The 22440-nt window shown below is 73.2% G+C and carries 10 protein-coding genes; 4 read left to right on the top strand and 6 right to left on the bottom strand.

Going from position 1 to position 22440, the window contains the following annotated elements; all coding sequences use genetic code 11:
• The 4 genes from ACFO4E_RS29420 to ACFO4E_RS29405 all read right to left on the bottom strand — a co-directional run.
• Positions 1 to 5923, bottom strand: a 5923-nt coding sequence (locus ACFO4E_RS29420; RefSeq protein ID WP_378580483.1) for an SDR family NAD(P)-dependent oxidoreductase, incomplete at its 3' end; no start/stop codon positions are given.
• Positions 5924 to 6042: 119 nt separating this feature from the next.
• Positions 6043 to 7308 carry a type III PLP-dependent enzyme domain-containing protein gene (locus tag ACFO4E_RS29415; RefSeq protein ID WP_378580481.1) on the bottom strand — a complete coding sequence of 422 codons (1266 nt, stop codon included), beginning with the start codon at positions 7306 to 7308 and terminating at the stop codon, positions 6043 to 6045.
• Positions 7305 to 8828, bottom strand: coding sequence for an AMP-binding protein (locus tag ACFO4E_RS29410; protein ID WP_378580479.1), 1524 nt, complete (start codon positions 8826 to 8828; stop codon positions 7305 to 7307). The genes ACFO4E_RS29415 and ACFO4E_RS29410 overlap by 4 nt, the downstream gene beginning before the upstream one ends.
• Before the next feature lie 163 nt (positions 8829 to 8991).
• Complete coding sequence (locus tag ACFO4E_RS29405) at positions 8992 to 10515, bottom strand: AMP-binding protein (protein WP_378580477.1); 1524 nt, start codon at positions 10513 to 10515, stop codon at positions 8992 to 8994.
• A 263-nt stretch (positions 10516 to 10778) separates the two neighbouring features.
• Between ACFO4E_RS29405 and ACFO4E_RS29400 the strand changes: the two genes are divergently transcribed.
• On the top strand, positions 10779 to 11015 hold the full coding sequence (locus ACFO4E_RS29400) for an acyl carrier protein (protein WP_378580475.1): 237 nt from the start codon (positions 10779 to 10781) through the stop codon (positions 11013 to 11015).
• Positions 11016 to 11057: 42 nt separating this feature from the next.
• Here the strand turns inward: ACFO4E_RS29400 and ACFO4E_RS29395 are convergent, their stop codons facing one another.
• Together ACFO4E_RS29395 and ACFO4E_RS29390 are read right to left on the bottom strand one after the other, a co-directional pair.
• On the bottom strand, positions 11058 to 12002 hold the full coding sequence (locus tag ACFO4E_RS29395) for an ACP S-malonyltransferase (RefSeq protein ID WP_378580473.1): 945 nt from the start codon (positions 12000 to 12002) through the stop codon (positions 11058 to 11060).
• Positions 12003 to 12007: 5 nt separating this feature from the next.
• A complete protein-coding gene (locus tag ACFO4E_RS29390) occupies positions 12008 to 12907 on the bottom strand; it encodes a proline iminopeptidase-family hydrolase (protein WP_378580471.1) in 900 nt (299 codons plus the stop codon).
• Positions 12908 to 13239: 332 nt separating this feature from the next.
• On the opposite strand from ACFO4E_RS29390, the gene ACFO4E_RS29385 reads away from it, so the two are divergent.
• The 3 genes from ACFO4E_RS29385 to ACFO4E_RS29375 all read left to right on the top strand — a co-directional run.
• Entirely contained in the window at positions 13240 to 14343 is a 1104-nt protein-coding gene (locus ACFO4E_RS29385; protein WP_378580469.1) for a PucR family transcriptional regulator, read from the top strand.
• 204 nt (positions 14344 to 14547) lie between these two features.
• The gene (locus ACFO4E_RS29380) at positions 14548 to 15843 is read left to right on the top strand and encodes an activator-dependent family glycosyltransferase (protein ID WP_378580467.1); all 1296 of its coding nucleotides are present in this window, start codon (positions 14548 to 14550) and stop codon (positions 15841 to 15843) included.
• 57 nt (positions 15844 to 15900) lie between these two features.
• A partial coding sequence (locus ACFO4E_RS29375; RefSeq protein WP_378580465.1) for an SDR family NAD(P)-dependent oxidoreductase occupies positions 15901 to 22440 on the top strand: 6540 nt, incomplete at its 3' end.

Here is a 22440-nt window from a genome sequence, read left to right as displayed (position 1 = left end):
GGACGCGGTCGATGGCGTCGTCGTCGAGGGAGGAGACGACGCCGTCGGCGAGGACGCCGGCGGTGTGGAAGACCCCGGTCAGGGGGTGCTCGGGGGGGACCCATCCGATGAGTTCGTCGACCTCCTCCCGCGAGGAGACGTCGAGGGCCACGATGTCGACGGCGGCGCCCGCGGCTTCCAGTTCCGTGATGAGTTCTGTGGCGCCGTGGGCTTCGGGGCCGCGCCGCGAGGCCAGTACGAGGCGGCGCACGTGGTGTTCGGTGACGAGGTGGCGGGCCAGCATGGCGCCCAGGCCGCCGGTGCCGCCGGTGATCAGGACGGTGCCTTCGGGGTCGAGGGTCCGGGGGATGGTGAGGATGATCTTGCCTCGGTGGCGGGCCTGGGCCATGAATCGGAACGCCTCGCCCGCCCGCCGCACATCCCAGCACTGGACCGGCAGTGGTGCGAGAACACCCGACGCGCAGCCTTCCAGCACCTCGTCCAACATCGCGCCGACCCGGTCTTCTCCGGCGTCCATGAGGTCGAACGTCCGGTAGACCACCCCCGGATGGACCTCGACGACCTCCTCCGGGGTGCGGCGGTCGGTCTTGCCCATCTCGACGAACCGGCCGCCCTCACCCAGCAGGGCCAGCGAGGCGTCGGTGAACTCGCCCGCGAGGGAGTTCAGCACCACGTCGACCGCGCCGAACTTCTCGGCGAAGCCGAGGTCGCGCGAGGACGCGATGTGGTCCTCGGCCACACCCAGGCCGCGCAGCACGTCCCACTTGCCCGGCGACGCGGTGGCGAACACCTCGGCTCCACGGCTCATGGCGATCTGGATCGCCGCCATCCCCACACCGCCGGCACCCGAATGCACCAGCACCCGATCGCCCCGACCGATCCCCGCCAGGTCCACCAGCCCGTACCACGCCGTGGTGAAGGCGACCGGAACCCCGGCCCCCTCGGCGAAGGACCATCCCTCCGGAAGCGGCGCCACCAGCACCGCCGGGCTCACCACGCGGGGACCGAAGGCCGCTTCCCCGACGCCCACGACCCGGTCACCCACGGAGAATCCCTCGACCCCGGGGCCCACCTCGGACACCACGCCGGCGAACTCGCCGCCGATCGGCTCGCCCTGCTCGGGGACCATCCCGAGGACGACCACGACGTCGCGGAAGTTCAGCCCGGCCGCGCGGACCTCCACCCGCACCTCACCCGCGGCCAGCGGACGGTCCGCCTCGGGCGCCTCGACCAGGCCGAGGTCGTCGATCGACCCCTTCACCGCCGCGTCCAACCGCCACGCACCGGAAGCGGTGGGGATCGGGAGGTCGCGCGCCGCGTCGGCGCGGGACATGCGCGGCACCAGCACGTCGCCGCCGCGCACCGCCACCTGCGGTTCGCCCTCCATCGCCAGCACCGAGGGCAGGGCCGCCAACGACGTGGCCTCGGCATCGAGGTCGACCAGCAGCACCCGCCCCGGCGACTCCGCCTGCGCCGACCGCACCAGCCCCGACACCGCCGCCCCCACCAGACCGGGACCCCCATCACCGGCACGCGCGCCCACGGCACCCCGGGTCACCACGACCAGCCGCACTTCGGCCAACCGGTCGTCGGCCAGCCACGCCCGCACCGCTCGCAGTGCCCCGGCGAGCCCGCGGCGCACGTCAGCGGGGACGCCGTCCGGACCGGCGTCCGTGGCGTCCGCGTCGGTGCCCCCGCCGGGCAGGTCCAGGCAGACCACGACCGTCCCAGGGACGTCGCCTTCCTCTGCCGCTGCCGCCAGTTCCGCGATGTCCTCGCACCGCCGCACCCGGCCGCCGCCGGACTCCAGCGCCGAGGCCAGGCCGGGAAACGTCCACCCGGCCACGGCGACCTCGGGCACCGGGGCCGGACCGTCACCCGGCAGGGGGACCCAGCCGAGGTGGTGCAGGGCGTCGTCGCCGCCCGCGCCGGCGATCGCCAAGCCGCCCGCCGGGACCGGCCGCGACACCAGGCCGCCCACGACCGCGACGGGCGCCCCCGTGGCGTCGGCGATGTCCAGCGAGAGCGAGCCGTCCCCGGTGGATCGCACGCGCACCCGCAGCCGGTCGGCGCCCGCCGCCCACAGTTCGACGCCCGACCACGCGAAGGGCAGCTCCACGCCGTCCCCGGACCCGTTGCCGGCGACGCCGGAGGCGTGGAGGGCGGAGTCCAGCAGCGCCGGGTGGATCCCGAACGACCCCGCCCCTGCGGCCTCCCGTTCGTCCAGCGCGATCTCGGCGAACACCTCGCCATCGCGCACCCACGCGCGTTTGAGACCCTGGAACGCCGGACCGTAGCCGTAGCCCTGCCCGGCCAGCCCCGCATAGTGCCCGGACACGTCGGCCTCGCGCGCACCCGCCGGAGGCCACTCCACCAGGTCGAACCCGGCACCACCCCCACGACCCGCCACCAGCGCACCCGACGCATGACGCACCCACGACCCCGATGCGGAGGCCGCCCGGGAGTAGACCGACACGGGGCGGTGCCCGGCCTCCTCCGCGCCGACGACCACGCGCAGCACCACCGGGTCGTCGCCCAGCACCAGCGGGGCCTCCAGCGTCAGCTCCTCCACCACCGGCGTACCGACCTCGTCACCCGCGCGCACCGCCAGCTCGACGAACCCCGTGCCGGGGAAGACGACCGTCTCCCCGACGCCGTGGTCGGCCAGCCACGGGTGCGACGACACCGATACCCGGCCCGCGAGCACCACGCCGCCCTCATCGGGCAGCTCCACCGCGGCCCCCACCAGAGGGTGGTCGGCCGGGGTCAGGCCCAGGCCGCCGGCGTCGGTCTCGGGCGCCGTCTCCAGCCAGAACCGCTCCCGCTGGAAGGCATACGTCGGCAGCTCCACCGGCGGCGTCCCGGCCCCGGGCCGCCCGTCCTCCGGACGTTCGAGCGCGTTCTGGTCCTGGGTCCCCGACACCACCGTGGCCCAGTCCACGTCCACACCGGCGGCGAACGCCTCGCCGGCCGACAGCAGGAACCGCTCCGCGCCCCCTTCACCGCGCCGCAGCGAGCCCACGACCGACCCCGAACGCCCTGCACCCTCCAGGACGTCCTGGACGCTCATCCCCAGCACCGGATGGGCGGAGACCTCGACGAACACGCTCCGGCCGTCGCCGATCAGCGCCGCGACAGCGCCCGCGAAGTCCACCGGCTCGCGCACGTTGGAGTACCAGTAGGACGCGTCGAGCCCGCTCCCGTCGATCAGGCCGCCGGTCACCGTCGAGTAGAACGGGACCTCGCCCGGCTGCGGAGCGACCGGGCCCAGGAGGTCCAGCAGCTGCGCGCGCAACGGCTCGACGAGCGGGGAGTGCGACGCCACCGTGGCCGGGATGACGCGCGCCCGCACGCCCTCCTCGCGGAGTCCTTCGACGAATTCCTCCAGGGCCTTCTGCTCTCCGGAGACCGCGCATGTCGCGGGCCCGTTGTTCGCGCCCACCCACAACGATCCGCCGCGGTCCGCGATCCGCCGCGCCGTCTCGTCCGGCGGCAGGCCCACGGCCGCGATCCCGCCCTTGCCGGTCAGCTCTTGGGCGAACAAGCGGCTGCGCAGGGCCACGACGCGCATCGCGTCCTCCAGCGACAGCACGCCGGCGACGCATGCGGCGGCGACCTCGCCCTGTGAGTGGCCCACCACAGCGGACGGCGCCACGCCGACCGATTCCCACAGCGCCGCCAGCGACACCATCACCGAGAACGTGACCGGCTGCAACACCTCGATGGCGTCCAGCGTGGGCGCTCCGGGGCGCTGGTGGATGACGTCGAAGAGGTCCCAGTCCACGTACTCCGACAACGCCCGGGCGCACTCACCCAGCCGCTCGGCGAACACCGGGGAGGCGGCGGCCAGCTCCGCGCCCATCCCCGCCCACTGCGTCCCCTGCCCCGGGAACACGAACACCGCCTCACGGCGCACATCCGCACGCCCGACGGCCACACCCGCAGCGGCACCGCCGGCGGCCAGCGCGTCCAGCCCGGCCAGCAGCCCCTCCGCATCCGACCCCACCACCACCGCACGGTCCTCGAACACCGAACGCGACGCCAGCGCCCGCGCCACATCGGCGGCGCTCACCGGCGCGCCGTCCTCGGCCGGGCGCACGAAGGACGCCAGGCGTTCCGCCTGCCCCCGCAGCGCCCCCTCGCCGCGGCCCGACACCACCCACGGCGCCGTGACGGAACGGCCGAACGGCACCGCCGCGGGAACCCCGGCGGGCGCCTCCGCCTCGGCGGAGAGCACCGCGTCCGGCGCCTCCTCCACGATCACGTGCGCGTTCGTCCCGCTCACACCGAACGACGACACACCCGCACGGCGGCGGCCGTCCTTGGCCCACGGGACATCGTCGGCCAGCAGCCGCATGTCGCCGCTCGACCAGTCCACGTGCGCGGTCGGCTCCTCGACGTGCAGGGTCCGGGGCAGGACGCCGTGGCGCAGCGCGAGCACCATCTTGATCACGCCCGCCACGCCCGCCGCGGCCTGCGTGTGCCCGATGTTGGACTTCACCGACCCCAGCCACAGCGGGGCGCCCTCGTCCCGGCCGCGCCCATAGGTCGCCAGCAGCGCCTGCGCCTCGATCGGGTCGCCCAGCTGGGTGCCGGTGCCGTGGGCCTCGACCGCGTCGACGTCGCCGGGCTCCAGGCCGGCGTTGGCCAGCGCCTGGCGGATCACCCGCTCCTGCGACGGCCCGTTGGGGGCGGTGAGCCCGCTGCTGGCCCCGTCCTGGTTGACCGCGCTGCCGCGGATCACCCCGAGGATCCGGCGCCCATTGGCCCGGGCGTCCGACAGCCGCTCCAGCAGCAGCATGCCCACGCCCTCGGAGAAACCGGTGCCGTCGGCGCCGGCGCCGAACGCCTTGCACCTGCCGTCGGCCGCGATGACGCGCTGCCGGCTGAACGCGGTGTAGGTGCCGGGGGCCGACATCACGGTCACCCCGCCCGCCAGGACGAGGGGGCTCTCGCCGGTCCGCAGCGACTGGCAGGCCAGGTGGATCGCGACCAGCGACGCCGAGCACGCCGTGTCGACGCTCATGGTCGGCCCCTGGAGGCCGAAGGTGTAGGCCACCCGGCCCGAGACGACGCTGGGCGCCGCGCCGGTCACCAGGTAGCCCTCGATGTCGGCCGGCGCCTGGTGCAGCCGCGGTCCGTAGTCCTGGGGCTCGGCGCCGATGAAGGTGCCGGTCGGGCTCCCGTGCAGCGAATGCGGGTCGATGCCGGCGTGCTCGATCGCCTCCCAGCACGTCTCCAGCACCAGCCGCTGCTGCGGGTCCATCGCCACCGCCTCGCGCGGGCTGATCCCGAAGAACGCCGGATCGAACTCGCCGGCGTCATGCAGGAAGTGGCCCACGCGCGCGTAGCTGGTGTTCCCGGCGTCGGGGTCGTCGTCGAAGAGCCGGTCGAGGTCCCACCCGCGGTCGACGGGGAACCCGGTCACCGTTTCCCGGCCCGCCCGGATCAGCTCCCACAGCTGGTCGGGCGTTGACACGTCCCCGGGGTAGCGGCACGCCATCCCCACGATCGCGATCGGCTCGTCGGAGTGCACGACGGCGGTGACGCCGGCCGAGTCCCGCTCCCCCAGCCCGAGCACGCCGAGCAGGTGGTCGGCGAGCGCGGTGGGTGTGGGGTGGTCGAAGGCGATGGTGATCGGCAGGTCGGCGCCGAGTTCGGCGCCGAGCCTGTCGCGCAGTTCGACCGCCGCGAGGGAGTCCAGGCCCATGTCCTTGAAGCCCTGGTCGGCGGAGACCTCCTCCAGCAGGCCGGGGAGGACGGTGCTCATGACGTCGAGGGTCGTGGTGCTCACCAGTTCGACGGTGGCCTTCCGGCGGTCCGCGACGGACAGGTCCGCGAGCCGGAGTGTGAACGCCGACACCCGTCCGACCCCCGAGGGGGAGCCGCCGGATTCGACGCCGCTGTTTTCGGACTGGCTCATGTGATTGCCCTCCATGCGAACCGAGGTTGCCCGTCCGTGGTGCGCGTCCGGGGCAGCCGACAAGGGGAGACGGGAACGGCCCACCGGTGGTCGATCGGGGACCCGGTGGGCCGGCGGGGTCATTCGTAGATGCGGGTGAAGTGGATCCGCGAGGCGGAGACGACCTCGTCGCCGCGCGTGATGACCTCGGTGGGGGCGGGGCGCCCCAGGAACATGAGGAGGCTGGCCGTCATGCCGTAGGCCCCCGCGTTGGGGATGGTCACGACGTCGCCCGGACGGAGCGCGGGCACGGACACGTTCCGGCCCAGGAGGTCGCCGGGGGTGCACAGGGGGCCGACGAGGTTGGCGGTCGTCCAGCCCCCGGTCTCGGTGGAGGCGTCCTCCGGGGTTCCGGTGTCGAGGCCGACGGAGACGGGCAGCAGTCGGCCGAGCCCCGACATGCCCCCCAGGGTGTTGATCCCGGCGTCCAGCACGGCGAACGTGCTGCCGCGGCTCTCCTTGACGTTGGTGACGGTGCACACGAGCCGGCCGCAGTCGCCGGTGAGGTAGCGCCCGGATTCGCAGGCGACGCGCGGGGACCCCTGCCGCCAGTCCGGGAAGTGCGCGTCGAGGGTGTCCTCCAGGGCCGCGCGGAGCCCGCTGTAGACGGGGCGCGTCCCGGGCCTGAGGTAGGGGGAGGCGAACCCGCCGCCGATGTCCAGCAGGGCCGGGTCCAGCCCGGTCGCGTCGCGCACCTCGGCCGCCGCCGCGATGGTGTGCCGGAACTCGGTGACGAGGGCGTCCTCGTCCTTGGCGTTGCTCAGGGAGAACAGGTGCATGCCCGACAGGCGGGTGCCGGGGACCGAGCGCAGCTCGTCCATGAGATCGGGGAGCGTCTCGCCGTCGAACCCGAACTGCGAGGGGGCCCCGGTCATGCGGATGCTGGTGGCCGCCCCCGCGCCCGCGGCGTTCACGCGCAGCAGGCAGTCGGCGGTGGTACCGCGCTCCGCCGCCGCGCGCCCGACGCGCCGGAGGTCGCCGGGGGATTCCACGGAGAAGGCGTGGACGCCCTTGTCGATGGCCGACTCCACCTCGCCGGCGGTCTTGCCCGGTCCGGTGTAGAGGATGTCGGCCGGGTCGAAACCGGCCGCCAGGGCGGCGGCCAGTTCGCCGGTCGAGCTGATCTCGGCCCTGCACAGGGGAGCGCCGCTCGTCCGCAGCGCCCGCGCGATCTCCGGGTGCGGGTTGGCCTTGAACGAGAAGTAGACGACCGTGCCCTCCGGCAGCGAGCCCGTGAGGTCGTCGAGCGCCGCCGTCGCGCGCTCCAGGTCGTAGACGTACAGGGGCGATCCGTAGTGCTCGACGAGTTCCTCGTCGCTCTTCGCGAACAGCGCTCCGTCCGTCACGATTCCCCTCCTTCGAGCATCAGGGCGAGCCGGTCGCGCGCGTTCTTGCCGTTGCGGGTCAGCGGCATCCGCGCCACCGCCTTGCAGATCCCGGGGACCTTCGCCGGTTCCAGCCGCCGTGCCATCTCCCGGAGCACCTCCTGGGGGCTGCGGTCGGATTCGACGAAGAGGGCCAGGTCGTGCCCGTTCGCGGGTGGGAGTACCGCCGCGGCCCGCACCCCGGGGATGTCCAGCGCCGCGGCCTCGATCTCCACGGTGCTCATCCGGGTGCCCTTGCGTTTGAACATGTCGTCGCGCCGGCCCTCGAAGTACAGGTAGCCGTCGTCGTCGAGGGACCCGTAGTCGCCGGTGCGCATCCACACGTCCCCGGTGGAGGCGTCGCGGCGGTAGACCCGTTCGGTCTGCTCGGGTGCCTGCCAGTACCCGGCCATCACGTTGCGGCCGACGACGGCGATCTCGCCGCTCTTGTACGGCGGAAGGGGGACCCCCTCCTCGTCCAGGATGAGGACCCGGGTCCCGGGCAGGGGGCGGCCGACCGATTCGGGGCGGTCCGACTCCTCGCCGGGCGGCATGATCGTGACGCGCTTGCACTCGGTGATGCCGTACATCCGCACCACCCGCGCATGGGGGAAGCAGTCGCGCAGCTCGTCGATCGAGGAGGCGGAGAGTGCGGCGCCGGTGTTGGTGATCATGCGGACGCTGTCGGTCGCGCCCGGGTTGCGCCGCGCGAGGGTCGTCAGCATCGTCCCGAGCGAGGGGACGACCGGCACGATGGTCACCTTCCGCTCGCGCATGCGCGTCATCAGCAGCAGGTCGGTCTCCATGCCGCTGAGGACGATCTCCGCGTGGCCGAGGCCCGCGAGCAGGACCTGGTAGAGGCCGTAGTCGAAGGCGAGCGGAAGCCGGCACAGGACGACGTCGTCGGAGCCGTAGCCCAGGACCTCGTTGATGGCCGACGCGGCGAAGACCACCGAGGCGTGCGGGCACATCACGCCCTTGGGGGCGGCCGTGCTGCCGGAGGTGTAGATCATGATGGCGAGGTCGGCGGAGGTCACCTCGGGCGGCCCGGCCGTCTCACCGAGGAAGAACTCCACGGCCTCCCACAGCTTGTCGAGCGCGTGGGTGGGGACCCGTGCCTCGGCGGCCGCGGCCTGGAGCCCCTCGCTCTCGCCGATCGCAAGGGAGGGCCGGGAGTCGGCGATGATCGATCGGAGCTGGAACTCCTTGAGCCCGGGGTCCAGTGGGACCAGGACGGCGCCGACGCGGGAGGCGCCGTAGAGGACGGGGACGATCTCGCGCCGGCTCGACGCCAAGACGAGGATGCGGTCGCCGCGGCCGACGTTCATCTCCGTAAGCCAGCGGGCGAAGGCGTGGCTCAGCGCGGCGACCCGGGCGTAGTCCCACGGCCCGTGGGGGTCGCGCACCGCGGTGGCCCCGGGAGCCGCCGCCGCGGCCCCGTCCAGGATCTCGTGGATGAGACCCGATCGGGCCGTCCGGGGCGCGCCGGTCGAATTGGACAATATGACTCCCTTGATCCAAGCGGGTGCGTCCGCCTTGTTGACACGCGAATAGCGGAATGCGCAGACCGAATCCGCGAAAACGCTACTTATCGCCGCCGTGCGGGGCACCCCCTAAGATCCCCCTAGCGTTCTCCTTTGTCCGGATCGGGGCGCCGGCCCCGTCCTATCCGCGGGCCCCGATCCGCTCCAATGCGTGTTTTCGGAGTTGGGTCCGGTCGATCTTCCGGTTGTAATTCAGTGGGAACTCCTCCAGGTGCACGTAGAGCCGGGGAACGAGCCCCGCGGGGAGGGTCCGGGTGAGCCGGGAGGCGAGTTCGGCGGGCCGCTGGAATGTCCCGGTATAGAAGACGACGAGCTGGAGGCCGCCGTCGTTCTCCGCGGCGACGGTGGCGGCGTCGGTGATTCCGGGGAGGGTGCGCAGGGCGTGGTCGACCTCGGTGAGCTCCACCCGCCACCCCTGGACCTGGACCTGGGAGTCGGCGCGGCCCAGGTAGACGAGTTCGCCGTTGGGCGCCCGGCGGACGCGGTCGCCCGTGTTGTACCAGGTGCGGCCGTCGCGGGGGACGAAGCGGCCCTGCTCGTCGCGCGGGTCGAGGTAGCCGGGCGTGGCCTGGGGGCCGCTGATCCACAGCTCGCCCTCCTCGGGGACGGGCTCGCCGTCCGGGCCGATGAGCAGGTGGTCGTGCCCGTCGTTGACCGTTCCGATGGGCGAGAGCCCGTTGACGCACATGCCGGGCGAGGCCGCCGGGTCCCACCGGTGGGCCGCGATGGTGATGGTCAGCTCCGTGGGCCCGTACAGGTTCTCCAGGGTCGAGCCGGGGGCGGCCCGGAGCCAGTCCGTGGCGTCGGCCTCCTTCAGGGCCTCGCCGGCGAAGAGGCTCCAGCGCAGGCCGGGGAGGGCGGACGGGCTGAGCCGGCCGGTCCGGCGGACGAGCTGGATGGCGTTGGGCGTGGAGAACCACACCGTGATGCCGTGCTCGGCGATGAACCCCGGCACGTCCCGGTAGACCGTGACCGGGACGCTGACGGCGGTGGCCCCGGCGCCCCAGGCGCAGAACAGGTCGAACATCGCGCAGTCGAAGGTGAGGTCGAACGTCTGGGAGAAGACGTCATCGGGGGAGAAGTCGAACCGCGCGTCGAGGTAGCGGAAGTAGTGGGCGGTGTTGGCGTGGGTGATGGGCACGCCCTTGGGGCGGCCGGTGGACCCCGAGGTGAACAGCACGTACGCGGTGTCGGAGGGGGCGACGGGCATCGGAGCGGCCAGGGCCGTGGCGTCGTCGACGCGGTCGGCGGCGGGGTCGAGGACCCGCAGCCGCGCTCCGCCGGCGTTCAGCTCGTCGGCGACCGCACGGCCCTGGGGGTCCACGATGACCGCCTGGACCCCGGCGGCCTCCACCATCCGGCGGGTGCGCTCGGCGGGGAAGTCGGGACTCAGCGGGACGACCGGGATCCCCGTGTAGAGGCCGGCGAGGATGCCGACGTAGGACGCCGTCCCCTTGGCAGCGAGGACGCCGATCGCGGTGGGGCGGCGCGGTCCGCCGTGGAGCAGGGCCCCCGCCCAGCGCCGGGCCAGGAGGTCGGCCTGCGCGTAGGTGGCGGTGTCGGCACCCGCCCGGAAGGCCGCCCTGCCGGGGCTGACCGAAAGCCCGCGCTGGAAACGCGAATACAGCGCATGCGAAATTTCCATTGTCATTCTCGATCACCGGTCCACGTGGTTCGGGTCCGTTGTCCCACCGGAATCCGGTGGTGATTTCCCTGGATGCGGCCCGGCGGTTTCTTTCGCGGTGCCGGGCATTGCATTTCGTTGCCGGCGGGGATTACCCTTGGGCAGGGAATCGGGTGGATGAATCGAATCAGGTACCCATGTCCGATCCTTTCATGTGCGGGCGCAATCATCGCCGCGCGCGATCGTCCGCTCGTTCATTCGATCGAGAGTGTGAGGCCGTAGCCATGTGGGATGAGCAGTTCGAATCCATCCTCCGGGAGCACCTTCCTTTTCTTCCGGCCGACGAGGAGATCCGCAAGGACATGAGCCTGATGGACGCGGGGCTGGACTCGATGGGGATCGTCGAACTCCTGTCGAAGCTCGAAGCCGCCTACGACGTGCGCTTCCAGGACGAGGCGCTCGCCCTGGAGACGTTCGAGAACGCCGGCACCCTGTGGAACACGGTGTCCGGGCTGGCGTGACCGGGAGCCGGGGGCGGGCGTCCGCCCCCGGGGCCGGTCCGTTCAGGTCGCCGTGGCCGACCTGGCGCGCACCGCCACCAGCTTGGGCGTGACCGGGATGACCTGGAAGCTGTTCCGGGTGACCGGCACCCGGCCGAAGAGCGCGTCCTGCCCGCACACGCAGACGCTGCGCACGCCCAGCCCCTTCAGCGCCGCCACCGCGTCCGGCCAGTGCAGCGCCCGCACGAAGGTGTCGAGCAGCATGGTGCGCACCCCCTCGCCCGTGGTCAGCACGGTCCCGTCGTGGTCGTCGACCACGGGCAGGCGCGGGTCGGCGAACGACAGACCCGACATCGCCTCCTCCGCGCTCGCCCGCAGGCCGTCGAACACCGCCGAGTGCATCGGCGGGCGCATCGTGTACAGCGGCAGCCCGCCGAGCGCGCGGATCCGCTGCTTCAACCAGTCGACCCGCGACTCCCGCAGCGACAGCATGGTGAAGTCCGCGTCGATGACGCAGGCGACGTCGTGCCACTCGGACCGCGCGTCCAGCTCCTCCAGCAGGCCCTTGAGCGCCTGCTCCGGGATCCGGACGAAGGAGTGGGTGACGATGTCGCCGTGCTCGGCGGCGAAGTACTCCTCGGTGCGGCGCGCCAGCTCGGCCGCCAGCCCGATGCCCTCTTCGGCCGTCAGCGCCCCCGAGAAGACCGCGGCGGCTCGGCCCCCGAAGCTCGGGCCCACGCACACCGCCGGGTCGACGCCGTACTCATTGCCGGCCCACTCGGCGAGGGCGAGGGAGTTCACGACGAACGCGACCTGCGCCGCTTCGGAGTAGTCGTCGTCGGAGGACAGCAGGGCGTCGGCCAGCGAATAGCCGAGGACGTCGTCGGCGACAGCGGTGAGGCGGCGCGCCTCCGGCGTGTTCTTCATGAACTCCACGGCATCGGCGGCCTGGGTCGGCCCCATGCCGGGAAAGACGACGGCGGTCTCGGATTCCAGGGTGAATTCCATGCAGGCTATTCCAAACTCGTGAGGAATTCGGTGATGACCTCGGTGAAGCGCTCCGGCTCCTCCAGGTGCGGGTTGTGGCTGGATTCGTCGAATACGTGCCATCGGGCGCCCGGGATGAGGTCGTGGAATGGGCGCGCGGAATTCGGGGTCACCTCGTCGTGCCGGCCCGATATCACCAGAGTGGGGGTGTCGATCCGGGGCAGGAGGTCGATCACGCCCCAGTCCTTCAGCGTGCCGACCACGTGGAACTCGCACGGTCCGTTCATCGTCCGGTAGACCGTGGGGTTGCCGAGGGTGTCCATGAACGTGGCCGTGTACAGCCGGGGCCAGGGGTCCATCCTCAGGACGTGCCGGTTGTAGAAGACCATCATCGCGTCGAAGTACTCGCGGGAGTCCGTTGTGCCGGCCGCCTCGTGCGCGGCCAGCGTCTCGTTCACCCCCGGGGGCAGCGCGTCGCGCAGGACCTTCAGTTCCTTCAGCCACTCCGGGTAGGACGCCGGGGAGTTCGCGACGACCAGCCCGCGCAGCCCCGGCGGCCGGTGCGACGCGTGCACGGCGGCGAGCAGCCCGCCCCACGAGTGCCCGAACAGGACGTAGTCGTCGGCGATGCCCAGGCGGCTCAGCAGGTTGCCCAGTTCGTCGTTGAACACCGCCGGGGTCCAGAAGCCGGGGTCGGCGTCGGGGACGGTGCTGGAGCCGCCGTTGCCCAGCTGGTCGTAGTGGACCACCGGCCACCCCGCATCGGCGAGGCCGGCCAGGTCCAGCAGGTAGTCGTGGGTGACGCCGGGACCTCCGTGCAAGGTCACCACCGCGGGCCGGCCGCGGCCCGGCGTGCCGGTCACCCGGTACCAGGTCGCGTAATCGCCGAACGGCACGGTGCCCCTGGCACTGGGGGATCGCGGCACGCCAACCACCTCATCCGGTCGGCGCGGGAACGGCCCCGCGCCATAGGCCATTCATCGGACCGCCGCCCGCACGTTCGCACGCGGAACGGCCAGGATGACGGTAGGCGCCCGGCGTCCCGGGGGTGGACCCCTAACCGGCCCGTGTCGCTCCCCTAAAACGGACGGAATGATCCCCCTGAGATTCCGCCGTCCGCCCGCGGGACGGGTTCCGGTAATTGCGCCGAAAGCGGCCGTGACATCGGCATCCGTCTTCTTCGGTGGGCAATCGCAGGGGAGTCGCCACCTCTTCCCGGCAATGGAGGAAATCCGAATGCGGATGCTACCGTCGCGATATGAAGAATTTGCTGATGCGCCTCTCCGAACTCGATACCCAGGCGGGTGACGAACTCCGGGTGATCGGATTCTTCGATGCGCTTCTGCAAAATGGCGCCCGGCTCGACCGGATCCTCCTGGAGACCGCCCGGCTGGCCGAGTGCCCGGTGGGGGTGAGCGTCCCCGCTCTCGGCGTGCACCAGCGCGCCGGCCACCGCGGCGCCATGATGCCGGCGGGCGACGCCGCGCCCGGGGCCCTGACCCACCGCCTGGCCGACGGCGGCCGGGTCTGGATCGAGCGGTCCGGCCCCGAACTCCCCCTCGACACCATGCTGGTGGAGCGGCTGGGCCTCGCCTGCACCATCGCCCTGGGCGGTGGCGGCACGGACCCCGACCCCGCGCTCGTCGAACTCGCCCTGAGCGCGTCGGCCGGCGAACTGGAGCGCTCCCGGGCGCTGCACCGGCTCGGGATCGCCCCGGACCGGCCCGTGCAGGTGGTCGTGGCCGCCGGCCCCGGCGCCGAATCCGTCCGCCCGCTGGGCGGCAGGCGCGCCTACCTGGGCGAAGTGTGGGGAGTGCTCGTCCCGGGGCCGCCCTGGCCCGGCGACGACGCCCTCGCCGGCGCCGGAGCCCTCGTGGGGGTGAGCTCCCGCGTCCCCGCGGCGGAGGCCGCGCGGGCGTGGCGCATGGCGCGCACGGCCGTCCGCTTCGCCGGCCCCGGGCTGATGTGGGGCCGGGTCGTGCACTGGGACCGGCTGGGCTCCTTCGCGCTCGTCGCCGAGCACGTCCCGCAGTCCGCCATCAGCGGCTCCGCCGACGTGGCCGCGCTCGACCGGATCGCCGACGGCGCCAGCGGCGGCCCGTTGCTGGCCACGCTGGACGCCTTCGTCGCCAGCGACTCCCTGCGCCGCACCGCGACCCGCCTCTACCTGCACCGCAGCTCCGTCAGCGCACGGCTGGCCAGGGCCGAGAAGGAACTCGGCTTCCCCCTGCACACCCCTGAGGGCCGATCCCGCCTCACCCTCGCGCTGGCACTGCGGCGGCTGCGCGGACCGGCCGCCGGATCCGCCCCTACCGCGCCCCCGCGCGACCCCGGGGAACGGCGGCTCCGCAGGGGGACCTGAGGGGGGACCTAGGGGTCGGTGTCGCCTGGGCGGATGCATAGCGTCTCTTCAGTGTCGATGGGATCCGGTGGATCTTCTTCCCGACATCAGGGACACCACGCTGGGGCGGGTGCATCACGGCGATGGGTCGGTGGAGGCGACGGCTTCGGTCGCCCGATCGACACCCAGCTCGGTTCATCGTGATCTCTCTGGAAGGACAGCAGGATGCGCGTCGTCATCACTCAGCTCGCAGCCACCGCCCATCTCAACCTCGTGGTGCCCATCGGGTGGGCGCTGAAGGCCGCGGGGCACGACGTCGTGGTCGCCGCCCAGCCCGACATCATGCCGGCGGTCCGCCAGACCGGGCTGGTCGGCGTCCCGGTCGGCGACGAGGCGCGCTACGCGCAGCGCCTCGCTGAGCTGGCCCCGGAGGAGACGATCTACGGCTCCGGCTACGACATCGCCGAGGTGCGGCCGGAGGTCCTGACCTACGAATACGTGCGCGACTGCCTCGCGGCCTTCGCCTCCCCCCTCGCACTGGACGTCAACACCGACGAGTCCGTCTACGACGGCCTCGTCTCCTACTGCCAGTGGTGGCGCCCCGACCTGGTCATCTGGGACAGCATGACGTTCACCGGCCCGGTGGCGGCCGCCGCCTGCGGCGCGGCGCACGTGCGCACGACCATCGGCCGCGACCACTGGGGCCGGATGCGCGAGCTGTTCCTGAAGCTGCGCGACGAGCGGCCCGACGCCGGCGACGAGGACCCCGTCCGCGACTGGCTCTCCGCGAAGCTGGCCAAGTACGGCTGCACCTACAGGGAAGACCTGGTCCTCGGGCAGACGACCATCGACTCGATGCCCTCCTGGCTGCGCATCCCCTCGGAGCACGACCACCTGCCCGTCCGGTATGTGGCCTACAACGGCCCCGGGACCGTCCCGGACTGGCTGCTGGAGCCGGTGCCGGAGCGGCCCCGCGTCTGCATGACCCTGGGGAACTCCTTCCACGAGGTGTGGGGCGACCGCGCGGAGATCGGATTCGCCGACCTGTTCCAGGCGGCCGCCGGCCTCGACATCGAACTCATCCTGCTGGTGGACCCGTCGGTGATCGCCGAGGGGATCGAGGTTCCGGACAACGTCCGGATCCCCGGCTTCGTGCCCCTGGACCACCTGCTGAAGAGCTGCTCCGCGATCATCCACCACGGCGGCACGGGGACGACGGCGACCGCGCTGCTGAACGGCGTCCCGCAGCTCATCGTCCCGCACGCCCTGCACGACGAGCGCCTGGTGGCCGACGTGATCCAGCAGAACGGCCTCGGCGTGCACCTGCCCCCCGAGCGGCTGTCCGTCGAGTCCCTCCGCGACGAACTCCAGCGGGTCCTGACCGACCCCGGATTCACCTGGCGCGCGGACGAGGCCCGGAAGGGCATCGAGAGCACCCCCACCCCGCACGACCTGGTCAAGAACCTCGAAGAGCTGGTGTACCGGCACCGCGGCGCGGCGGCGCCGGTCCCCACGGCCTGACCCCGGCCCGCACCCCTCCGCTCGCCACCCCCACTACTTGAAGGCTGGTTGGACCACATGGCCACTGATGACAAGTTCCGGGAGTACCTCAAGCGCGCCACCGCCGACCTTCAGCGCACCCGCCGGCGCCTGCGCGAGGTGGAGGCGAAGGAGCGCGAGCCGATCGCGATCGTGGCGATGGGCTGCCGGTACCCGGGCGGGGTGGAATCACCGGAGGACCTGTGGGAGATGGTGGCGTCGGGCGCGTCGGGGATCTCCCCGTTCCCCGACGACCGCGGGTGGGACCTTGAGGCGCTCTACGACCCCGACCACGGGGCCAGTGGCACGACCTACGCGCGCGAGGGCGGGTTCCTGGAGGGCGCGGGCGACTTCGACCCGGCGTTCTTCGGGATCAGCCCGCGCGAGGCGATGGCGATGGACCCGCAGCAGCGGCTGCTGCTGGAGGTGTCGTGGGAGGTCGTGGAGCGGGCCGGGATCGACCCCGGGACCCTCCGGGGGTCGGCGACCGGCGTCTTCGTCGGGGGCACGCAGACCGGCTACATCACCGGGCTCGGGCCCTTCCCGGACGGCCTCGAAGGGTACCTCCAGACCGGCAACACCAGCTCCGTCATCTCCGGCCGGGTGGCCTACACCCTGGGGCTGGAGGGCCCGGCGGTGACGGTGGACACGGCGTGCTCGTCGTCGCTGGTGGGCATCCACCTGGCGTGTGAGTCGCTGCGCCGCGGCGAGAGCACCCTCGCCCTCGCCGGCGGGGTCACCGTCATGCCCACCCCCGAGCTGATGGTCGACTTCAGCCACCAGCAGGGCCTGGCGCGCGACGGCCGGTGCAAGGCGTTCTCCGACGACGCCGACGGCACCGTGTTCTCCGAGGGCGTGGGCATGCTGCTGCTGGAGCGCCTGTCGGACGCCCAGGCCAAGGGCCACCAGGTGCTCGGGGTCATCCGCGGCAGCGCCGTCAACCAGGACGGCGCCAGCAACGGGCTCACCGCCCCCAACGGGCCGTCGCAGGAACGGGTGATCCGGCGCGCCCTCGCCGGCGCGGGCCTGTCGCCCGGCGACCTGGACGCGGTCGAGGCCCACGGCACCGGCACCACCCTCGGCGACCCCATCGAGGCGCACGCCCTGCTGGAGGTCTTCGGAGACCGCCCCGAAGAACGCCCGCTGTGGCTGGGGTCGGTGAAGTCCAACGTCGGGCACACGCAGCACGCCGCCGGCGTGGCGGGCGTGATCAAGATGGTGCTCGCCCTGCGCAACGACCACATGCCGAAGACGCTGCACGTCTCCGAACCCTCCACCCACGTCGACTGGGAGCAGGGGCAGGTCCGGCTGCTGAGCGAGGGCCGCGCATGGCCGGCCGTCTCCGACGGTCGTCGTCGTGCGGGTGTGTCGTCGTTCGGTGTGAGTGGGACGAACGCGCACGTGATCGTGGAGGAGGCGCCGGACGCGGTGCTCCCCGCCGAGGCGGAGGCGCCTTCCGCGGTGCCGTTCGGCGGCTCGGTGGCGGCGCCGTGGGTGGTGTCGGGCCGCGGTGCGGCGGCGCTGCGGGGGCAGGCGGAACGCCTGGCGTCCTTCGTGCGCTCGGATCGGGGATCCGGGGCCGGCGTCGCGGGCGTGGCGCGCGGGCTGGTGTCGCGTTCGGTGTTCGAGGACCGCGCGGTGGTCGTGGGGCCGGATGCGGCGGGGCTGCTGGCCGGGCTGGACGCGGTCGCCCGGGACGGGGCGGCTCCGGGCGTCGCCGTGGGGCGTGCGGATGTGCGCCGTGAGGCGGTGTTCGTGTTCCCGGGGCAGGGGACGCAGTGGGCGGGGATGGGAGCCGATCTCGCCGGCGAGTCGCCGGTGTTCGCCGAGCGGCTGGGTGAGTGCGCCCGGGCGTTGTCGGAGTACGTGGACTGGGACCTCTTCGACGTCATCCACCAGCGCCCCGGAGCACCCGCGTTCGACCGCGTGGACGTCGTGCAGCCCGCGACCTGGGCGGTGATGGTGTCGCTGGCCGCCCTGTGGGAATCGGTCGGCGTGGTCCCCTCGGCCGTCGTGGGCCACTCGCAGGGCGAGGTCGCCGCCGCATGCGTCGCCGGCGCGCTCTCGCTGGCGGACGCGGCGCGCGTCGTGGCCCTGCGCAGCCAGGCCATCGGGAAGGAGCTCGCCGGAACGGGCGGCATGATGTCCGTCCCGCTCCCCGAAGAGCAGGTGCTCCAGCGCATCGAGCCGTGGGGCGAGCGGATCTCCGTGGCCGCGGTGAACGGGCCCGCCTCCACCGTGGTGTCCGGCGGCGCGGCGGACCTGGACGGGCTCTTCACCGAGCTGACCGGGTCCGGCGTCAAGGCCAAGAAGATCGCCGTGGACTACGCGTCGCACTCCGCGCAGGTGGAGCGGCTGCGTGAGGTCGTCCCGGCGGAGCTGGCCGGGATCGAGCCCGTGTCGGTCGAGATCCCGTTCTACTCCACGGTGACCGGCGAGCCGCTGGACACCAAGGCGCTGAACGCGGACTACTGGTACACCAACCTGCGCGAGCGCGTGCGGTTCGACGACTCCGTGCGCGCCGCCGTCCGCGACGGCCACGGCCTCTTCATCGAGGCGTCCGCCCATCCGGTGCTGGGGATGAGCATCCAGGACATCGTCGAGGGCGCGGGGCGTTCGGGGTCGGTCGTGGGCTCGCTGCGGCGCGGCGAGGGGGGCGCGGAGCGCTTTCTGCTGTCGGCCGGCGAGGCGTTCGCCGCCGGGGCGGGCGTGGACTGGTCCGCCGTGGTGGCGGGGATGGGGCCGGAAGCCGGTCCGGAGCCGGTGGCGGCGCGGTTGCCGACGTATGCCTTCCAGCGGGAGCGGTTCTGGCTGGAGCCGGTCTCGGGTGCGGACGTGCGGGGGGCCGGGCTGGAGGACGCCGATCACCCCTTGGTCGGGGCCGCGGTGGAGCTGCCCGATGAGGGCGGCGTGGTGCTGACGGGGCGGGTGTCGGTGTCGTCGCACCCGTGGCTGGCCGACCACGGGGTGGAGGACCGCGTGTTCTTCCCGGGCACCGGCTTCGTCGAGTTGGCGGTGCGCGCGGGTGACGAGGTCGGTTCCCCGGTGGTGGAGGAGCTGACGCTGGAGGCTCCGCTGGTGCTGGGCGACGACCCGGTGGTGCTGCGCGTGGTGGCCGGTGGCGCGGACGAGTCGGGTCGTCGTGCGGTGGCTGTGTACTCCCGTCCCGTCTCCGGGGCGGTGGACGGTTCGTGGGTGCGTCATGCGTCGGGTGCGCTGGTGGCGGGTCGTGGGGGTGGTGCCGGGTTCGACCTGGTGGAGTGGCCTCCGGCGGGTGCGCGTGAGGTGGACGTGACCGGCCACTATGCGGGGCTGGCCGGGCAGGGGTACGGGTACGGTCCGGCGTTCCAGGGTCTCAAACGCGCGTGGGTGCGCGATGGCGAGGTGTTCGCCGAGATCGCGCTGGACGAACGGGAGGCCGCAGGGGCGGGGGCGTTCGGGATCCACCCGGCGCTGCTGGACTCCGCCCTCCACGCCTCCGGCGTCGCCGAGCGGGCGAAGACCCAGCCCGACGGGCGGGCCGCTCTGCCCTTCGCGTGGTCGGGCGTCGAACTGTGGGCGGCGGGCGCCGACCGGCTGCGGGTGCGCGTGCGCTTCGCCGACGACGGTTCCGTGGCGCTTGACGCCGCCGACTCCGCGGGGCAGCCGGTCGCCACGGTCGATTCGCTGGTCCTGAGGGAGATCACGGACCAGAAGGCGGCGCCCGCGGCGCCGCCGTCGTCGCTGCTTCACATGGAATGGACGCCGTTGGCGGACGGGGCGCCGGCAGAGGTGGTCCCGACGCGGGCGGCCGTCGTCGTCGACGCCCTCGGCGCGGACTTCGGCGTCGCCGACGCGCTGAGCCGTGCCGGCGTGCGGGTCGGCGACGCTGCGGATCCGGCGTCGGCCGCCGGGCAGGGGGACGTCTCCACGATCGTCGTCCCGCTCCCGCTTCCCGCCGTCGGCGCCGATGCGGACGCGGCATCGGGCGATGTCCCCGGCGAGGTCCGCAAGGGTCTCGGCGTCGTGCTGGACGTGGTGCGGGCGTGGCTGGCCGACGACCGCCTGGCGGACACGCGACTGGTCGTGGTGACCCGGGGCGCCGTGGCGGCGGGACCGGGCGACCGGGCTCCCGGCCTGGTCGGAGCCGCGGTGTCGGGGCTGGTGCGGTCGGCGCAGGCCGAGTCGCCGGGGCGGGTGCTGCTGGTCGACCTCGATGCCGAGGCCACGTCGTTGGCGGCCCTGCCCTCGGTGCTGGGGATCGACGGCGAGCCGCAGACGGCCGTACGCGACGGCGAGGTGCTGGTGCCGCGCGTGGCCCGGCCCGCCGCCGTGCGCGACCTTCCGATTCCGGAGGGCGGCGCCGGCGGCTTCGGCACGGTCAGCGCGGAGGCAGGGCGCGCCGCCCCCGCCGGAGGGGACGGCGCTGAGATCCCGGCCGGCTCCGCGTGGCGGTTGGACGCGGTGGAGAAGGGGTCGATCGACGGCCTCGCCCTGGTCGAGGCGCCCGAGGCGGACCGTGACCTGGCGGCGGGTGAGGTGCGGGTGGAGGTCCGCGCGGCGGGGGTGAACTTCCGCGACGTCGTGGTCACCCTGGGCATGGTGCCCGAGCAGGGCGAGCCGATCGGCGGCGAGTTCGCCGGCGTGGTGTCCGAGGTGGGCCCCGGGGTCGAGGGATTCTCCGTGGGTGACCGGGTCGTGGGTGTCGGGGAAGCGGCCTTCGGTCCGCGCGTCGTGAGCCTGGCCGTCTTGGTGGCGCCGCTTCCGGAGGGATGGTCCTTCGCCGAGGGGGCCGGGGTTCCGGTCGCCTTCACCACGGCGTGGTACGGGCTGGTGGACCTGGCGGGGATCGGCCGGGGCGATCGGGTGCTGGTGCATTCGGGTGCCGGCGGTGTGGGGATGGCGGCGATCCAGATCGCCCGCAGTGTCGGAGCGGAGGTGTTCGCCACCGCGTCGCCGGGCAAGTGGGACGTGCTGCGCGGCCTGGGTGTGGCCGAGGACCACATCGCGTCCTCGCGCGACCTCGGCTTCGCCGAGAAGTTCGGCGCGGTGGACGTGGTGCTGAACTCCCTGGCCGGGGAGTTCACCGACGCCTCGCTGGCCCTGCTGGGTGAGGGCGGCCGCTTTGTGGAGATGGGCAAGACCGACCGCCGTACTCCCGCCGAGGTGGAGACCGTGTACCCGGGTGTGGTGTACCGGACGTTCGACCTCATGGACGCGGGCGCGCAACGCGTGGGCGAGATGCTGGGCGAGGCGCTGGAAGGGTGCGCGGCGGGATCGTTGTCCCCTCTGCCGGTGCGGTGCTGGGATGTGCGGCGGGCGGGCGAGGCGTTCCGGTTCATGGCCCAGGCCCGCCACCGAGGCAAGATCATCCTGACCGTTCCCCGGGCCCTGGACCCCGAGGGAACCGTCCTGGTCACCGGCGGCACCGGCGGCCTCGGCGCGATGCTGGCCCGCCATCTCGTCACGGCGCACGGTGTGCGCCGTCTGGTGCTGGCGTCGCGCCGCGGCCCCGAGGCCGAAGGCGCGGCGGAGCTGGTCGGGGAGTTGGAGGCGGCCGGTGCGGCCGTCGACGTCGTGGCCGTCGACGTGTCCACCCGTGAGGGGGTCGACCGGGTTCTGGCGGCCGTTCCGGACGGGCATGCGCTGACGGGTGTGTTCCATACCGCCGGCGTGCTCGCCGACGGCGTGGTGTCCTCCCTGGACGACGACGCGATCGACCGCGTTCTGGCTCCGAAGGCGGATGCCGCCTGGTGGCTCCACCAGGCGACGGCCGATATGGATCTGGCGACGTTCACGCTGTACTCCGCATCGGCCGGGTCCCTGGACAGTGCGGGTCAGGGCAACTACTCCGCGGCGAACGCGTTCCTGGACGCGCTGGCGTTGAACCGCGTCCGCGACGGCCTGCCCGCACTCTCCCTCGCCTGGGGTGTCTGGTCCCCTGAAACGGGCGGAATGACCCGGCGGCTCTCGGACGGCGATCTGGGGCGGCTGTCACGGCTGGGGTTCACCGCGCTGGACGCTGAGCAGGGCATGTCGCTGCTCGATGCCGCGCTGGCCGGTGCGGAGCCGTTCGTACTTCCGCTGCCGGTGGATGGCCGCGTTCTGGCGTCGCGTGATGGTGGGGTGCCGGCGGTGTTGCGGGGGTTGGTGGCTGCTCCGGTACGGCGCACCGTCCGCGCCAGTGCCGGCAGTAGCGGATCCCCGGGTGGCGCATCCGCGCTGGAGGGGCGGTTGGCCGGGTTGCCGTTGGCGGAGCGGGAGCATGTGGTGGTCTCGCTGGTGCGTGCGGAGGCCGCCGCGGTGCTGGGGCACTCTTCTGCGGATGCGGTGGCGGCGGGGCGGGCGTTCCAGGATTTGGGGTTCGACTCGCTGACGTCGGTGGAGTTGCGCAACCGGTTGGGCCGGGCGGCGGGGACGCGGTTGCCGGCCACGGCGGTGTTCGACCATCCGACCCCGGCCGCGTTGGCCGTGTTCCTGCTGGAGCGCCTGGGCGGTGGGGGCGTCTCTGAGGCGGTGGCCCCGGTGCGGGCGGCGGTCACCGCCGGGCCGGGGGCCGATGGTGCGGAGCCGGTGGCGATCGTGGCGATGGGCTGCCGG

This window comes from Nocardiopsis mangrovi, assembly GCF_042653925.1.
GTDB classification, from domain to species: Bacteria; Actinomycetota; Actinomycetes; order Streptosporangiales; family Streptosporangiaceae; genus Nocardiopsis_B; species Nocardiopsis_B mangrovi.
Note: the sequence above shows the minus strand (reverse complement) of the source record. Positions and strands in the feature narration are given on the sequence as shown.